Annotated in this window: 15 protein-coding genes; 5 read left to right on the forward strand and 10 right to left on the reverse strand. The window is 60.7% G+C overall.

The genetic code is table 11. The features are described 5' to 3' along the window. The 3 genes from glcE to AC1DXW_RS09065 all read right to left on the reverse strand — a co-directional run bounded on the left by glcE (window position 1) and on the right by AC1DXW_RS09065 (window position 4,488). A complete protein-coding gene (gene glcE / locus AC1DXW_RS09055; RefSeq protein ID WP_477755861.1) occupies window positions 1-1,065 on the reverse strand; it encodes a glycolate oxidase subunit GlcE in 1,065 nt (354 codons plus the stop codon). Further along, a complete protein-coding gene (gene glcD, locus AC1DXW_RS09060) occupies window positions 1,065-2,564 on the reverse strand; it encodes a glycolate oxidase subunit GlcD (RefSeq protein WP_477755862.1) in 1,500 nt (499 codons plus the stop codon). The genes glcE and glcD overlap by 1 nt, the downstream gene beginning before the upstream one ends. Window positions 2,565-2,724: 160 nt before the next feature. Continuing rightward, the gene (locus AC1DXW_RS09065) at window positions 2,725-4,488 is read right to left on the reverse strand and encodes an L-lactate permease (protein ID WP_477759955.1); all 1,764 of its coding nucleotides are present in this window, start codon (window positions 4,486-4,488) and stop codon (window positions 2,725-2,727) included. Between the two features lie 180 nt (window positions 4,489-4,668). On the opposite strand from AC1DXW_RS09065, the gene AC1DXW_RS09070 reads away from it, so the two are divergent. Continuing rightward, complete coding sequence (locus AC1DXW_RS09070; protein WP_090456183.1) at window positions 4,669-4,905, forward strand: hypothetical protein; 237 nt, start codon at window positions 4,669-4,671, stop codon at window positions 4,903-4,905. A gap of 23 nt (window positions 4,906-4,928) precedes the next feature. Here the strand turns inward: AC1DXW_RS09070 and AC1DXW_RS09075 are convergent, their stop codons facing one another. Next, window positions 4,929-5,189 carry a hypothetical protein gene (locus tag AC1DXW_RS09075; RefSeq protein WP_477755864.1) on the reverse strand — a complete coding sequence of 87 codons (261 nt, stop codon included), beginning with the start codon at window positions 5,187-5,189 and terminating at the stop codon, window positions 4,929-4,931. A gap of 320 nt (window positions 5,190-5,509) precedes the next feature. Between AC1DXW_RS09075 and AC1DXW_RS09080 the strand changes: the two genes are divergently transcribed. Next, entirely contained in the window at window positions 5,510-6,574 is a 1,065-nt protein-coding gene (locus tag AC1DXW_RS09080) for a hypothetical protein (RefSeq protein WP_477755865.1), read from the forward strand. Between the two features lie 17 nt (window positions 6,575-6,591). Then, on the forward strand, window positions 6,592-6,945 hold the full coding sequence (locus AC1DXW_RS09085; protein ID WP_477755866.1) for a DUF1428 domain-containing protein: 354 nt from the start codon (window positions 6,592-6,594) through the stop codon (window positions 6,943-6,945). A 14-nt stretch (window positions 6,946-6,959) separates the two neighbouring features. On the opposite strand, the gene AC1DXW_RS09090 is transcribed toward AC1DXW_RS09085, so the two are convergent. Beyond that, complete coding sequence (locus tag AC1DXW_RS09090) at window positions 6,960-7,154, reverse strand: hypothetical protein (RefSeq protein ID WP_056727280.1); 195 nt, start codon at window positions 7,152-7,154, stop codon at window positions 6,960-6,962. Between the two features lie 391 nt (window positions 7,155-7,545). Between AC1DXW_RS09090 and thpR the strand changes: the two genes are divergently transcribed. Further along, window positions 7,546-8,094 (forward strand): RNA 2',3'-cyclic phosphodiesterase, encoded by a 549-nt coding sequence (gene thpR, locus AC1DXW_RS09095; protein ID WP_477755341.1) that lies wholly within the window; start codon window positions 7,546-7,548, stop codon window positions 8,092-8,094. A 258-nt stretch (window positions 8,095-8,352) separates the two neighbouring features. Here the strand turns inward: thpR and AC1DXW_RS09100 are convergent, their stop codons facing one another. The 5 genes from AC1DXW_RS09100 to AC1DXW_RS09120 all read right to left on the reverse strand — a co-directional run bounded on the left by AC1DXW_RS09100 (window position 8,353) and on the right by AC1DXW_RS09120 (window position 13,705). Further along, on the reverse strand, window positions 8,353-9,450 hold the full coding sequence (locus AC1DXW_RS09100) for a polyamine ABC transporter substrate-binding protein (RefSeq protein ID WP_477755342.1): 1,098 nt from the start codon (window positions 9,448-9,450) through the stop codon (window positions 8,353-8,355). A 192-nt stretch (window positions 9,451-9,642) separates the two neighbouring features. Next, window positions 9,643-10,527: an ABC transporter permease subunit gene (locus AC1DXW_RS09105; RefSeq protein ID WP_477755343.1), complete on the reverse strand. Its 885-nt coding sequence runs from the start codon at window positions 10,525-10,527 to the stop codon at window positions 9,643-9,645. Then, window positions 10,524-11,438 (reverse strand): ABC transporter permease subunit, encoded by a 915-nt coding sequence (locus AC1DXW_RS09110; RefSeq protein WP_477755344.1) that lies wholly within the window; start codon window positions 11,436-11,438, stop codon window positions 10,524-10,526. The genes AC1DXW_RS09105 and AC1DXW_RS09110 overlap by 4 nt, the downstream gene beginning before the upstream one ends. After that, window positions 11,435-12,577: a polyamine ABC transporter ATP-binding protein gene (gene potA / locus AC1DXW_RS09115; protein ID WP_477755345.1), complete on the reverse strand. Its 1,143-nt coding sequence runs from the start codon at window positions 12,575-12,577 to the stop codon at window positions 11,435-11,437. Before potA ends, AC1DXW_RS09110 begins: the two co-directional genes overlap by 4 nt. A gap of 366 nt (window positions 12,578-12,943) precedes the next feature. Then, complete coding sequence (locus tag AC1DXW_RS09120; RefSeq protein ID WP_477755346.1) at window positions 12,944-13,705, reverse strand: gamma-glutamyl-gamma-aminobutyrate hydrolase family protein; 762 nt, start codon at window positions 13,703-13,705, stop codon at window positions 12,944-12,946. A 284-nt stretch (window positions 13,706-13,989) separates the two neighbouring features. On the opposite strand from AC1DXW_RS09120, the gene AC1DXW_RS09125 reads away from it, so the two are divergent. Then, window positions 13,990-15,366: a glutamine synthetase family protein gene (locus tag AC1DXW_RS09125; protein ID WP_223456650.1), complete on the forward strand. Its 1,377-nt coding sequence runs from the start codon at window positions 13,990-13,992 to the stop codon at window positions 15,364-15,366. Window positions 15,367-15,459: the final 93 nt, after the last annotated feature.

A 15,459-nucleotide genomic window follows, 5' to 3' on the forward strand; every position in this document is an offset into this window, starting at 1 on the left:
TCAAAGCTCCGCGTACAGGCGTCCGGGGTTGAAGATGCCCCGTGGATCGAGTTGTTGTTTGAGGTTGCGGTGATAACGCATCAGCGCCGGGGGCAGTGGATGGAAGGGGCTGTCGGTCAGGCCGTGGCTGAAGCAGGTGACATGGCCGCCGACCTCGTCGACGACCTGGCGGATGTACGCTGCTTCGGCATCGGATTTCAGCCAGCGCTGGGCGCCCCCCCAGTCGATCAACTGACGCCCCGGCAGCGACAGGAGCGGCGTGTTGTTCGGCAAGGACAGGCGCCAAAGCGGTTGGTCTTCATCGAAGAAACTCAAGCGCTGTTCATTGAGATCGTCCCACCAGCAAGCCTCCAGCCGTTCGCCTCCGAGGCGCTCGTGGGCCGCTGCCACCGAACCTTCACCGCCCTCAAGCCGCAGGTGCAGGCGTGAGCCGTCGTGACAAGCCGCGCTGATCGGCAACGGCTGCTGGCCCCATTCCGCCAGACGCAGCAAGGCGCGTTCAGGGTCCATTTCCAGGCTGATGCTTAAGGCTTGCCGGGGTTTGGGCAGCACTTTGAGGGAAACTTCGGAGATCAGCCCGAGGCAGCCATAACTGCCGGCCATCAGGCGTGACAGGTCGTAGCCGGCGACGTTTTTCATCACTTCGCCACCGAAGCGCAACAGCTTGCCTTGCCCTGTGATCACCCGCGTGCCAAGAATGAAGTCCCGCACCGAACCGACCCACGGGCGTCGTGGCCCGGACAGCCCGCAGGCGATCATGCCGCCGACGGTGGCGCCGTCGCCAAAGGCCGGCGGTTCGCAGGGCAGCATCTGTTGCGCGGCGTCCAGCACCTGCGTCAGTTGCGACAACGGTGTGCCGCAACGGGCGGTGATCACCAGTTCAGTCGGGTCGTAACTGACGATGCCCCGGTGCGAGCGGGTGTCGAGAATTTCCCCGGCCGTGGTGCGGCCGAGAAAGGCTTTGCTGTTGGAACCCTGGATGCGCAACGGCGTGGCGTTTTCCAGCGCCTGATTGACCTGTTCCAGCAGTGACTGGCTGTCATCGAAATCTTCAGGGCTGCGCATCAGAAACGCTCCAGCTCAGGGAAGGGCAATTGACCGCCATGTATGTGCATGGCACCGAATTCGGCGCAGCGGTGCAGGGTCGGGATGTTCTTGCCGGGGTTGAGCAGGCCGCTCGGGTCGAAGGCGGCCTTGATGGCATGGAACAGGGTCAGTTCATCGCTGTTGAACTGTGCGCACATCTGGTTGATCTTCTCGCGGCCCACGCCGTGTTCACCGGTGATGCTGCCGCCGACTTTCACGCACAACTCCAGAATCCTGCCGCCCAGGGCTTCGGCGCGATCGAGTTCACCGGGTTGATTGGCGTCGAACAGAATCAACGGATGCATGTTGCCGTCGCCGGCATGGAACACGTTGGCCACCCGCAGGCCGTATTCGTTCGAGAGTTCGGCGATGGCGTGCAGTACGCCGGGCAGTTCGCGACGGGGGATGGTGCCGTCCATGCAGTAGTAGTCCGGGGAGAGGCGGCCCACCGCCGGGAAGGCATTCTTGCGCCCGGCCCAGAAACGCACGCGCTCGGCTTCGTCTTTCGCCTGGCGCAACTCGATGGCGCCGGCCTGTTGCAGCACCTGGCGCACCCGGTCGCAGTCATCGCAGACATCGGCTTCAACGCCATCGAGTTCGCACAGCAGAATGGCCTGGGCGTCCACCGGATAACCGGCGTGGATGAAGTCCTCGGCGGCGCGGATGGCCAGGTTGTCCATCATTTCCAGGCCACCGGGGATGATGCCGGCGGCGATGATGTCGCCGACTGCGCGCCCGGCTTTTTCCACGGAATCGAACGCAGCCAGCAGCACTTTGGCGGTCTGCGGTTTGGGCAGCAGTTTGACCGTGACTTCGGTGATCACCCCGAGCAGGCCTTCGGAGCCAGTGAACAGCGCCAGCAGGTCGAAACCGGGAGAGTCGAGGGCATTGGAGCCCAGGCTCAAATGCTCGCCATCGACGGTAAGGATGTCGACCTTGAGCACGTTGTGGACCGTCAGGCCGTACTTCAGGCAATGCACGCCACCGGCATTTTCCGCGACGTTACCGCCGATGGAGCAAGCGATCTGCGAGGACGGATCCGGCGCGTAATACAGGCCGAACGGTGCCGCCGCCTGGGAAATCGCCAGATTGCGCACACCGGGCTGAACCCGTGCGGTACGGGCGGCGGGGTCGATGCTCAGGATGTTGTTGAAGCGCACCATCACCAGCAGCACGCCTTTCTCCAGGGGCAGCGCCCCGCCGGACAAACCGGTGCCCGCGCCACGGGCCACCACGGGGACGTGCAGCTCATGGCAGACGCGCAGCACCCCTTGCACTTCGTCGATATATCGGGGCAACACCACCAGCATCGGCGTGGTGCGATAGGCCGACAGTCCGTCGCATTCGTAGGGCCTGAGTTCCTCCTGCTGATGCAGGATTTCCAGATTCGGCAACCGGGTTTTCAGGGCGTGCAACAGCGCCTGTCTGTCGACGTCGGGCAAGGCGCCGTCAACGCGCTCATCGTAGAGAATGTTCATCGATTCATGACTCCCGCTGGAGGCCACTGACTTTCATCATTGGCCCGTCAGGCTCCGCTGTCCATGAGATCGTTGTCTGCTCGACGTACCACCGTCCACTGTGGGAGCAAGCTCGCTCCCACAGTGATCAGGTTTGAGCAGGATTACGCGTGTATTCGATTCAGTGCCCACCCACCACCATATGGCTGAACGGCGCGACGTAGGCCTGCAACGACACCAGCCCGCCAACCAGGATCGCCAGCACAATCGAGTGGAAGAACACGTAGCGCAGGATTTCTCCTTCATGGCCGTACCAGCGGGTGGCCGTGGAGGCAACCACGATCGACTGGGCGTCGACCATCTTGCCCATGACCCCACCGGAACTGTTGGCGGCGGCCATCAACACCGGGCTGATGCCCAACTGCTCGGACGTCACCCGTTGCAAGCCGCCGAACAGTACGTTGGACGCCGTGTCCGAACCGGTCAACGCCACGCCGAGCCAGCCGAGCAAGGTACCGAACATCGGATAGAAGATGCCCGTCGCGGCGAAGGCCAGGCCCATGGTCGCATCCAGGCCCGAGTAGCGCGTGAGGAAGCCCAGCGCGAGCATCGCCGCAATGGTGATCAGCGAGTAACGCACCACCCACAGGGTGCGCAGGTACTGGCGAATCAGTTGCGGGATCGAGTAACCCATCAGCAAACCGCCGACAATCGCCGCCAGCAGAATGCCGCTGCCGGTGGCGGTGAACCAGGTGAACTTGTACACCGCCTCTTCGGTTTTCGGCGCGGGTACCACTGGCGGGACTTTCTCGACCTGCAAGTGCAGGGTGGTGAAGGTCACGACCGGCGCAAACAGCGGGTTCGCCTCGCGCAGCGGTTTACCTTGAGGATCGAGCTTGGCAGCACTGGTTTGCGGGTCGATGGCAGGGCGGGTGTCGAAGGTGTTCTTGAAGCCCTGGGTGCCCCAGATGAATACGAAGATCGTCAGGATGATCCACGGCATCCACGCGCGCATCACTGCCGGCTTCGCTTCGTTGGCGAAGGTTGCAGTGGGTACGGGTTTCTCGTCGTGCTCGGCGTCGATCTTCGAATTGTCGACCCGGCCGGACAGCGCCGCGGAGGTGTGCACGGTGGCCGGTTTCCACACCCTGAGAAAGCCGGTCAGGCAGGCCATGGAAATCAGCGCGGCGATCACATCCACCAGCATCGGCCCGTGATAGTTGGAAACCAGGAACTGCGGCACGGCAAAACTGACCCCGGCCACCAGGATCGCCGGCCAGATTTCCAGCATCTTGCGCCAGCCGGCAAAGGCCCAGATCAGCCAGAACGGCACCAGCACCGAGAAAAAGGGCAACTGTCGGCCGACCATCATCGACAGCTCCATTTCATCCAGCCCGGTGACCTTGGCCAGGGTGATGATCGGCGTGCCGAGGGCACCGAACGCCACGGGGGCAGTGTTGGCGATCAGCGCCAGCCCCGAAGCGGCAAGCGGCGAAAAGCCCAGCCCGATCAGAATCGCCCCGGTCACCGCCACCGGCGTACCGAAACCGGCCGCGCCTTCGAAAAACGCACCGAAGCAGAAAGCGATCAGGAGCAATTGCAGGCGTCGGTCATCGGTGATGCGCGCCAGGGAGTCTTGCAACACTTTGAACGAACCGTTCTCGGTGGTCAGGCGGTGCAGGAAGATGATGTTCAACACAATCCAGCCAATCGGCAGCAGACCGTTGGCTGCACCGAACAGCGCAGCCGACCCCGCCATGTTCGCCGGCATGCCGAAGGCGAAGATCGCGATCAGCAAGGCCGAGGTCAGGGCGAGCAACGCCGCCAGGTGTGCCTTGACATGGAAAAACGCGAGGGACGCCAGCATCACCACCACCGGCACAGCCGCCATGAGCGTTGAAAGCACCGGGTTACCGAACGGATCGTAGACTTGCTGCCAGACCATGTTCCACCTCTGCTTTTTATTGTTGGACGTGCAGATCCCCTGGGGGGGAGGTGGACTTCAGTATAGGTGGCATTGCGCCGCTGTCAGGGCAAGCCTCCGGTCCTGCCAATCGGCGCATTTCGGAGGGCTGAGCTAGCATGGCCAGTAGGGTTTGAATTCAGTCAGGGGAGCAATGCAGTCATGACCGAGCGCCATATGGAACACAAGGAAACGCTATCGAACGGATGCAACATCAAGGTCAAGGCCGAGATATTGAAGGACGGTTCGTTGGGCATGTTCATCGGTGTCTATCGGCCGGACGGCTCGGCCATCGATGAAAACCACGACCCACGGCCGCACATGCTGGACATGGAAGCGGCGATGGATTGGGGGATCGATATTGCCAAGGGGATTGGCAATAGCCAGCGAACGTTGTGAGCCCAGGCGACCGGCGGTCGCTGTCAGAACCCGAACGAACGGGTCGAGCCTTTTACCAGCTCGATATCCAGCAGATGCTCGACCAGCACGTCATTCAAAAAACGGAACTGATCATTGAATCCGACCACTTCGTTGCTGAAGTGATGATCGGCTGCCGGGATCAGCAATGCCTCGAACTTCTCGTCGAACAGCAGAGTCAACTCTTTACGCGACTCGAATTTCTGCGCGTAGAAATTGTTGCCGAACACCGGAAAACGCACGGCGAGGGTGACGGTGTGAATCATGATGTTTGCTCCTCGCTCAGGACGTACCAGGAAAATACGCACAATGTGAAAGCCGTCAGAGCCAGGCAGGTCAGCAGATGGATCAGCATGATGTCCCCCTCCGATTCGGGGTTTCGTGTTGGCTTGGGATCGATCCTACGCTGACGGCCATCAAACGGAAGGCAATCGCGGCGATGGTGATTATCGATGCAAGTGATGGCGGTTTTTTCGCTGTTGATGCGGGCCCTTTCGCGGGCTCCGGGACATCGCCACCTATACTTAAACCGAAAGTTTTGCGTGTCGGGCATTTCGCCCGGTGCCAACTTCAGGAAGCCGCCATCTTGAACCTGCGTTCGCTGATCATTGCCGTGCTGGTGGTGTTGGCGGGGTGTGCCACATCTGTGCGCGCGCCGGTGGAAGTGGCACCGGTAATCGTTCCTGCCAGCACCTGGCAACAAGTGGACCGGGAGATCGTCATCGCGTCGCAGGCGGCCACCGAGCAGAGCAAAATCTACGCCCGCGGCGCCATGGATTACTGGCGCACACGGGTCTATGAATTGACCGAACAGAATTTCATTCCGTGGTTCAGCAGTTACTGGACCCAGGAATGGCTGTCGATGAAGGTCAGCTGGTACACCATCAGCGCCAAGGGTGAGCAGGACGCCGTGGAAAAACGCCTGGCGGCGTACCTGCTTGAAGCCTATCAGGATAAGGTCCTGGCCCCGGCGGCCGTGGAAATCGATCCCGATGCGATTCTCGGCCTGGCAGCGGCGTTCTATGTCGACATCCTCAAGGAAGAACTGCAGAAAATCTCCAACCGCCACGGCGTGCCGATGGCCCAGCTCAACGGGCGCATCCAGAAAGTCCCGGCCATCGCCCTTGGGCCTCCGCCGACGAGGGACGCCTCGTTGTACCAGGTCGTGCACACCGAACCGCTGAACTCCTTGCCGGCCTTCGCCGCGCTGATCGACAAAGTCCATAAGGCCGGTGGCGACAAGGGGGTGGGCTCGACCGACACCGCGATGGCGCCGGTGGCCAGGCGCGCCAGCCGGCGGATGGAAGCCGAAATGGCCCCGCGCGGGGCCGCCAGCGCCGTGGCCGCAGCGACCGGGAAACTGGCCGGTGGCTTGATCACGCTAGGGGTGGCTGGCATTCGCGCATTCATCCAGGCCTTTGACCGGCCCGATAGCGAGGCGCTGATTCGCCGTAGCCTGGGCAATACCTTCGACAAGGCCTGGACCAAACTGGTGCAGAGCCCGACCAGCGGCGTCATGGCCTGCACGCTTTACATGGCGGCGCAGATCGAAGGCAGCCTGGCGGAACGCACTGCACCGCCGGTCGGTTTGAGCACCGGCACTGTCGATCGGACGCCAGCGCAATCGACTACCCAGCAGCACACCCCATGACCGAAGGAGAAAAACGCATGTCTTACGTCGATGGTTTTATCGCTGCCGTACCCACCGCCAACCGTGAGCAATACATCAAACACGCCGAAATCGCCGCCTCGATCTTCAAGGAAAACGGTGCCTTGAGCGTGGTCGAATGCTGGGGCGAAGACGTGCCGCAAGGCAAGGTCACCTCGTTCCCGATGGCGGTGAAACTCAAGGACGGCGAAACCGTGGCTTTTGGCTGGATCATCTGGCCGGACAAGGCCACCCGCAATGCCGGGATGGACAAGATGATGCAGGACCCGCGCATGCAGCCAAACGTCAATCCGATGCCGTTTGACGGTCAGCGCCTCGTGTATGGCGGGTTTGAAGTGCTCCTCAAAGTCTGACGCCGGCCGCGGGATCACTCCGGCGTCGGGGTGATCCTGCAACTCTTGCGCTGGCGGATCTCGTCGTCCGTCGGCCGCTCGCGGATGAACTCGAAGCGCGGCTCGCCTTCGCTGTAATGCACCAGCCAGCCCCATTCCAGCTTGAGTTCATCCTGGCCGGGCTCGGGCGGTCTGGCCCACCATGGTTCCTTGCTGATGATCTGTCGCATGGCCCCCTCCGGTTTTTCGGGATGCTAGGGGGCGTTCTCAATTAGTTTTCCCGTCGCGTTGTTGCCTTAAAGCGGGCCAGGCAAGGCGCAGGCCGCTGGGAATGGTTGTTCCCTTTCCAAGGCCTGCAACGCAGCCTGGCCCGCTTTAAGGCACAACCCGAAGGGCCGGGCCTGCTGTTGTGCAGGGCTGCGTTGCTCGAAGCTTATTTGGAATGACCAAACCACGCTTCTCGCGCCTTGCCCTGCACAACAGCAGACCCGGCGCGGCGGGAAAACTAATTGAGAACGCCCCCTGGAACTATAACGCGCCTGCCCCACGGCGCCAGAAATGCGCTGGCCGGAACGCGGCTGTTGAGTACACTCAGGCAGTCTTATCCAGGAGGTGTCCGGCATGAACGACGAATCCCGCGAGCCGTTCAAACGCCTGTTCTTTGCGCTGAACTGTGCCCCGGCCATGCGCCGGGAGATCGCCCAGTGGCGCAGTGCGCTGCAACTGCGCAACGGACGGCCGGTGCCGACGGAAAACTTTCACCTGACGCTGAAGTTTTTGGGGGCGGTGGGTGTGGCGCAGATCGCCGAGCTCTGCACCGCTGCGGCGTCCATCCGTACACCGGGCGAGCGCTTGACGGTGGTGCTGGATCGGCTGGACGTGTGGCGCAGGGCAGGGGCGCTGGTGCTCGCGCCGCAGCAGGCGCCCCCGGCATTGCTGCGCCTGGTGTATGCCCTGGAACAGGCGATGTTGCCGTTCGGGCTGGAGGAAGCACCAAGGGAATATCGTCCGCACCTGACCCTGGCACGGCAGTATCGGGCGCCGGTGCCGGAGTCCACGACCGCACCGGAATTCTTCCTGCGTGCCGACCGATTCACCCTGTTCGAATCCCACAAGGGCCGTTATCGGGCGCTGGCCGAATGGCCGTTGATTGATTTTGATCGCCCATAAAAAAGGCGCCCGAGGGCGCCAAACTTCACCTGAACCGAGGGAGCCAGGTGAGGCCGTTCTACTGCAGGAGAGGCAGCGGTGGTAAGGCGCTGCGTGAACGGAAATGGGTAAAGCTGAAATGTGTGCTGGATGTACTGGCCTCATCGCGAGCAAGCTCGCTCCCACAGGGACAGCGCGAACTTCAAGGTACATGCGGTACCTGTGGGAGCGAGCTTGCTCGCGATGGCAATGTCAGACTCAGTAGATCAATTGAGTGAACTACTGGCCCAACTTCACCTTGGTCCAGCCACGGGTCATGATCCGCTGGATGGCAATCGGCTGGTCCGGCACGGCATAGAGCGTGGCCATCACCGCTTGTGGCGGGTAGGAGCCCGGATCGTTACGGATGGCTTCATCCACCAACGGCGTGGCCGCAGCGTTCGCGTTGCTGTAGCCGATGTTGTTGGTGATGTCGGCGATCACGTCGGGGCGCATCAGGAAGTTCATGAACAGGTAAGCGTTCTCGACGTTGGCGGCATCGCGGGGGATGGCGAGCATGTCGTAGAAACTGGCGGCGCCTTCTTTCGGGATGCTGTAGTCGATCTTCACCTTGTCCCCGGCTTCCTGGGCGCGGGCCTTGGCCTGCAGCACGTCGCCGGAGTAACCGACGGCCACGCAGATGTTGCCGTTGGCCAGGTCCGAGATGTATTTCGAGGAATGGAAGTACGCCACGTTCGGGCGAATCTTCATGAACAGCGCCTCGGCTTCGGCGATGTGCTGTTTGTCCTGATCGTTCACCGGGTAGCCCAGGTAGTGCAGGGCGGTCGGGATCATTTCAGTCGGTGAATCGAGGAAGCTGATGCCGCAGGCTTTGAGCTTCTCGGCGTTTTCCGGTTTGAACAGCAGATCCCAGGAGTTGGTCGGGGCGTTGGCGCCGAGCACTTCCTTGACCTTCTGCGGGTTGAAGCCGATGCCGATCGAGCCCCACATGTACGGAATGGCGTGGGCGTTATCGGGATCGCTCGCCGAGGCATTTTTCAGCAGCACCGGGTTGAGGTTTTTCCAGTTCGCAAGCTTCGACTTGTCCAGTTCCTGATAGACGCCGGCCTTGATCTGCTTGGCCAGGAAACTGTTGGACGGCACGACGATGTCGTAGCCTGATTTGCCCGCCAGCAGGCGCGCTTCAAGGGTTTCGTTGCTGTCGAAGACATCGTAGGTCACCTGGATGCCAGTCTCGTCCTCGAACTTCCTGACGGTATCCGGGCCAATGTAATCCGACCAGTTATAGACGCGCAGAACCTTGTCATTGGCCTGGGCGCCAGTGGCGATTGCGCCCAATAAGGACAGTGTCAGCAGAGTCCTGCCAAACATTTTCATCGGTACAACTCCATTTCTTTTTTATTCAAAAACACATAGCAAACATTTGTGGCGTGAGCGCTCCTTTGTAGGAGCGAGCTTGCTCCGGGCGGCGTTCCGACGAAAAACACAAGGACGTCGCGTTAATTCAGACAGCCCACGTCATCGTTTACGTCCATCGCGAGCAAGCTCGCTCCTACAGGGGGGGCGGCACTAGGCCGTCGCTCCTGCCATTTTCTTTTCAGGTTGCTGCCAGGATTCGCTGGCGGTCTGGTCCATGGCTTCCTGGATCGCGCGCTTGCGGGTGGCTTCGGCACGGCGGCTGAAGTACCAGACCATAAACGTCACGATCGATACCGCCAGCAGGATCAGGCTGGCCACGGCGTTGATCTCGGGCTTAACCCCAAGGCGCACCGCCGAGAACACTTCCATCGGCAGGGTCGTGGAACCCGGACCGGACACGAAGCTCGCCAGCACCAGGTCATCCAGCGACAGGGCGAACGACATCATGCCGCCGGCCGCCAGTGACGGCGCGATCATCGGAATGGTAATCAGGAAAAACACTTTGAAAGGCTTGGCGCCCAGGTCCATAGCCGCTTCTTCGATGGACAGGTCCAGCTCGCGAAGGCGGGCGGAGACTACCACCGCCACGTAGGCCGCACAAAACGTGGTGTGGGCGATCCAGATGGTGACGATGCCGCGTTCCTGCGGCCAGCCGATCAACTGCGCCATGGCCACGAACAGCAGCAACAGCGACAGACCGGTGATCACCTCAGGCATCACCAGCGGCGCGGTGACCAGGCCACCGAACAGGGTGCGACCCTTGAAACGGGTGACGCGGGTCAGGACGAACGCGGCTAACGTCCCTAGTGCGACTGCTGCGACGGCGGTGTAGCAGGCGATTTCCAGCGAGCGCACCACCGAACCCATCAGTTGCGAGTTGTCGAGCAAGCCGGTGTACCACTTGATCGACCAGCCACCCCACACCGTCACCAGTTTCGAGGCGTTGAACGAGTAAATCACCAGAATCAGCATCGGCAGGTAGATAAACGACAGGCCGAAAATCAGCATGAACTTTGAAAATCCGAAGCGTTTCATCCCCGTGCCTCCATCTCTTTGGCCTGGCTGCGGTTGAACAGCAGAATCGGCACAATCAGGATCAACAGCATCACCACCGCCAGGGCAGACGCCACCGGCCAGTCGCGGTTGTTGAAGAACTCTTGCCACAACACACGGCCGATCATCAGGGTTTCCGGGCCGCCCAGCAGTTCCGGAATCACGAACTCACCAACCACCGGAATGAACACCAGCATGCAGCCTGCGATGATCCCGTTCTTGGCCAACGGCACAGTGATTTTCCAGAAGTTGTTGAAATTGCTCGAGCCCAGATCCGACGCGGCTTCCAGCAGGCTGCCATCGTGCTTCACCAGGTTGGCGTACAGCGGCAACACCATGAACGGCAGGTAGGCGTAAACGACCCCGATGTAGACGGCGGTGTTGGTGTTGAGGATCTCGATCGGCGCCGAGGTCAGCCCGGTCCACATCAAGAATGCGTTGAGCAAACCGTTGTTGCTGAGGATGCCCATCCACGCGTAAACGCGGATCAGGATCGCGGTCCAGGTCGGCATCATGATCAACAGCAGCAGGACGTTTTGCGCTTCCTTGCTGGCCTTGGTGATCGCGTAGGCCATCGGGAAACCGATCACCAGGCACATCATCGTGCTGAGCAGCGCTACTTTCAACGAGCCGAGGTACGCCGAGATGTACAGTTCGTCCTGGGTCAGCAGGCTGTAGTTACCGAGGTTCAACAGCAGTTGAAATTTCTGCTCGGCGAAGGTGTAGATCTCCGAGTAGGGCGGAATGGCCAGCGCTGCTTCCGAAAAACTGATCTTCATCACCAAAAAGAACGGCAGCATGAAGAACAGGAACAGCCAGACGAATGGAATCCCGATGACGAACTTGCGCCCGCTGGGGACCAGTCTCAGAAATTGCTGATTGAAGGTTTTCATGCGCGCAGTACCACGCCGCTGTCGTCTTCCCACCACACGTAGACCTGATCGTCCCAGGTCGGACGCGCACCACGGCGTTCGGCGTTGGCCATGAACGACTGGACGATCTTGCCGCCAGGCAACTCGACGTAGAACACCGAGTGGCCGCCGAGGTAGGCGATGTCATGCACCTTGCCGCTGGACCAGTTGTAGCGGTGCTCGGGCTTGACGGTGCTGACCAGCAGTTTTTCCGGGCGGATCGCGTAGGTGATCGACTTGTCCTGCACCGAGGTGCTGACGCCGTGGCCGACGTAGATCTTCTGCGCAAGGTCCGGGCTGTGGATGATCGCGTGACCTTCCAGGTCTTCAACCACGGTGCCGTCGAAGGCGTTCACGTTGCCGATGAATTCGCAGACCATGCGGCTGACCGGTGCTTCATAAATGTCGACCGGGCTGCCGATCTGGGCGATCCAGCCCAGGTGCATGATCGCGATGCGTTCGGCCATGGTCATGGCCTCTTCCTGGTCGTGGGTCACCATCACGCAGGTCACGCCGACGCGCTCAATGATCTCGACAAGCTCAAGCTGCATCTGCGAACGCAGCTTTTTATCCAGTGCGCCCATCGGCTCGTCGAGCAGCAGCAGTTTCGGACGCTTGGCCAGGGAACGGGCCAGGGCCACGCGCTGACGTTGGCCGCCGGACAGTTGATGTGGCTTGCGCTTGGCGTACTGGGTCATGTGCACCAGGCGCAGCATTTCCTGCACGCGGGCTTCGATTTCGGCCGCTGGCAAACGGTCCTGCTTGAGGCCGAAGGCGATGTTCTGCGCCACCGTCATGTGCGGGAACAGCGCGTAGGACTGGAACATCATGTTGATCGGTCGTTCGTACGGCGGCATGTCGGTGATGTCGACACCGTCGAGCAGAATCCGGCCTTCGGTCGGGCGCTCGAAACCGGCGAGCATGCGCAGCAGGGTCGATTTGCCGGAGCCGGAACCGCCGAGCAGGGCGAAGATTTCACCCTGGTGGATTTCCAGGGACACATCGTCCACCGCGGTGGTTTCGTCGAACTTCTTGGTGACGCGATCGACTTTCACCAACACCTTTTTCGGTGCCTGGTGACCTTCAAGAGCCTTCCTGTAGATGCTGGAGGCGTTTGCCATGTGAAACTCCCAACAGGTTTCAGTCGCCAGGCCAACACGGCCCGGCTTAATAGTGGATTGCAAACCCGTATCGGGGACTTCGGTCAGAACACAGACCCTGTGGGAGCGAGCTTGCTCGCGATGAGGCCGGCACAATCGACATTGATGTCGCCTGACACACCGCTATCGCGAGCAAGCTCGCTCCCACAGGGATTTGCGTTTGCTGATCGAACTCACCCATACCTCTCGGGCTTATTCGGCGCCGCCATCCTGGCTGCCTGGTCGTACTTGTTGTTATTGCAGTGTGTTGTTTTCGCCAGCGGGGCACGCACAAGCGCCTGCCCGCTCGCGTTGGGCAGTTAATCGTTGAATGTGGGTATCAGGTCGTCAGCGCGAGTGACGCAGTGCCGCCCGTTGCCGGCAGGCTTCGCCGAACGCCTGGAAAATACTCAAGTAAGGAGGGTTATCCAGCACTTGCCATTCCGGGTGCCATTGCACGCCGAGGGCGAAGGCCTTGCTGTGCTCGACCGAGATCGCCTCGATCAGGCCATCGGGCGCAACGGCTTCGGCGCGCAGGCCGGACGCGAGGCGGTCGATGCCCTGGCTGTGAATCGAGTTGACCTGGAACACCGCAGGCAGCTCCAGCGCTTCGAACACACCGCCGGGCTGCACATTCACCCCATGGGCGGGTGCGTATTGCACGGCCAGGTCCGGATGGTCGGCCTCGCGATGGTCGAGGAAGCCAGGCAGTTCATGGACTTTCTGATGCAGGCTGCCACCGAACGCCACGTTCATTTCCTGGAAACCACGGCAGATGCCGAGGACCGGCACGCCCGCTGCAATAGCGGCGCGGATCAGGGGAAGGGTGGTGGCATCCCGCGCCGGATCATGATCCGTACCGGGGGCGCTGTCGGGGCCTTGATAGTGGAAGGGTTCCACGTTCGACGGCGAGCCGGTCAGCAACAGACCGTCGAGCTGCGGCAGCAGGTCATCGATTTCGGTCAGGTCGCCTAAGGAAGGAATAACGACAGGCAGCCCCAGCGCCGCAACGCTGACAGCACGCAAGTACTTGTCACCGCTGATGTGGTAAGGGTGCAGGCCAATCTGTTTGACGCATGCAGTAACGCCGATCAATGGCTTGAGTGCCATTTTTATCACCTCGAAGTTTCACACTTGAACGAGCTTTTCTGGAGCTTAGCCTTGTTGATTTTAATTAACAACTCTCATGTAAAAAATTCTAAACGCTGCGCGTCCAATGTTCAGGGTTTACGCGTGTTTGAGGGTGCATCTGGCACTCTCGTCCTTCTTTGAGGCCCGAAAATAAACGCTTAAAGGCTGAGTGTTCGCTATTGACTTCACTTTGTCGTTCGGGTTGACTGGGTTCGTGAAAGGGTAGTGAACATAATAATTAACAGCTAAAAAATAGGTGCATCATGTCGGTCCCTCTGCGTGCCGTTCAACTCAACGAAGCAAACGCATTCCTTAAGAAATATCCTGAGGTTTTGTACGTCGACCTTCTGATTGCGGATATGAACGGTGTGGTGCGCGGCAAGCGCATCGAGCGCACCAGTCTTCATAAGGTTTACGAAAAAGGCATCAACCTGCCGGCGTCACTGTTTGCTCTGGACATCAACGGTTCTACGGTGGAAAGCACGGGCCTGGGCCTGGACATCGGCGACTCAGACCGAATCTGTTTCCCGATCCCGGGCACTCTCAGCATCGAACCCTGGCAGAAGCGCCCGACTGCGCAACTGCTGATGACCATGCACGAACTCGAAGGCGAGCCATTCTTCGCCGACCCGCGTGAAGTGCTGGCCAATATCGTGCGCAAGTTCGACGACATGGGCCTCACCATCTGCGCCGCGTTCGAACTGGAGTTCTACCTGATCGACCAGGACAATGTGAACGGTCGTCCGCAATCGCCACGTTCGCCGGTGTCCGGCAAGCGTCCGATGTCGACCCAGGTGTACCTGATCGACGACCTCGACGAATACGTCGATTGCCTGCAAGACATCCTCGAAGGCGCGAAAGAGCAGGGCATCCCGGCCGACGCCATCGTCAAGGAAAGCGCCCCGGCGCAGTTCGAAGTCAACCTGCATCACGTGGCTGACCCTATAAAGGCTTGCGACTACGCCGTCCTGCTCAAGCGTCTGGTGAAGAACATCGCCTACGACCATGAGATGGACACCACCTTCATGGCCAAGCCGTATCCGGGCCAGGCGGGCAACGGTCTGCACGTGCACATTTCGATTCTCGATAAAGAAGGCAACAACATCTTTGCCAGCGAGGATCCCGAGCAGAACGCCGCGCTGCGTCACGCGATCGGCGGTGTGCTCGAGACCCTGCCGGCGCAGATGGCGTTCCTTTGCCCGAACGTCAACTCGTACCGTCGTTTCGGCGCACAGTTCTACGTGCCGAACTCGCCGAGCTGGGGCATCGACAACCGCACCGTGGCCGTGCGTGTACCGACCGGTTCGCCAGACTCGGTGCGCATCGAGCACCGCGTAGCGGGCGCCGATGCCAACCCGTACCTGCTGATGGCTTCGGTATTGGCGGGCGTGCACCACGGCCTGACCAACCAGATCGAACCGGGCGCCCCGGTGGAAGGCAACAGCTACGAGCAAAACGAGCAGAGCCTGCCGAACAACCTGCGCGATGCCCTGCGCGAGCTGGACGACAGCGAAGTCATGGCCAAGTACATCGACCCGCTGTACATCGACGTGTTCGTGGCATGCAAGGAAAGCGAGCTGGCCGAGTTCGAGAACTCCATCTCGGACCTTGAGTACAACTGGTACTTGCATACCGTTTGATGGCGTTGGAGGTGCACACAAATCCTGTGTGCGCCGCCAACCCCTGTGGGAGCGAGCTTGCTCGCGATGAGGCCGTCACATTCAACATTAATA

Source organism: Pseudomonas sp. P4_C4, from assembly GCF_056402055.1.

Excerpts from the sequence above, each read along its gene's own strand:
- AC1DXW_RS09120 (WP_477755346.1), bottom strand. The coding sequence starts at position 13,705 with ATGGCACTCAAGCCATTGATCGGCGTTACTGCATGCGTCAAACAGATT.
- AC1DXW_RS09075 (WP_477755864.1), bottom strand. The coding sequence starts at position 5,189 with ATGATTCACACCGTCACCCTCGCCGTGCGTTTTCCGGTGTTCGGCAAC.
- AC1DXW_RS09110 (WP_477755344.1), bottom strand. The coding sequence starts at position 11,438 with ATGAAAACCTTCAATCAGCAATTTCTGAGACTGGTCCCCAGCGGGCGC.
- AC1DXW_RS09090 (WP_056727280.1), bottom strand. The coding sequence starts at position 7,154 with ATGCGACAGATCATCAGCAAGGAACCATGGTGGGCCAGACCGCCCGAG.
- AC1DXW_RS09105 (WP_477755343.1), bottom strand. The coding sequence starts at position 10,527 with ATGAAACGCTTCGGATTTTCAAAGTTCATGCTGATTTTCGGCCTGTCG.
- AC1DXW_RS09100 (WP_477755342.1), bottom strand. The coding sequence starts at position 9,450 with ATGAAAATGTTTGGCAGGACTCTGCTGACACTGTCCTTATTGGGCGCA.
- potA (WP_477755345.1), bottom strand. The coding sequence starts at position 12,577 with ATGGCAAACGCCTCCAGCATCTACAGGAAGGCTCTTGAAGGTCACCAG.
- AC1DXW_RS09065 (WP_477759955.1), bottom strand. The coding sequence starts at position 4,488 with ATGGTCTGGCAGCAAGTCTACGATCCGTTCGGTAACCCGGTGCTTTCA.
- glcE (WP_477755861.1), bottom strand. The coding sequence starts at position 1,065 with ATGCGCAGCCCTGAAGATTTCGATGACAGCCAGTCACTGCTGGAACAG.
- AC1DXW_RS09125 (WP_223456650.1), top strand. The coding sequence starts at position 13,990 with ATGTCGGTCCCTCTGCGTGCCGTTCAACTCAACGAAGCAAACGCATTC.
- AC1DXW_RS09085 (WP_477755866.1), top strand. The coding sequence starts at position 6,592 with ATGTCTTACGTCGATGGTTTTATCGCTGCCGTACCCACCGCCAACCGT.
- glcD (WP_477755862.1), bottom strand. The coding sequence starts at position 2,564 with ATGAACATTCTCTACGATGAGCGCGTTGACGGCGCCTTGCCCGACGTC.
- AC1DXW_RS09070 (WP_090456183.1), top strand. The coding sequence starts at position 4,669 with ATGACCGAGCGCCATATGGAACACAAGGAAACGCTATCGAACGGATGC.
- thpR (WP_477755341.1), top strand. The coding sequence starts at position 7,546 with ATGAACGACGAATCCCGCGAGCCGTTCAAACGCCTGTTCTTTGCGCTG.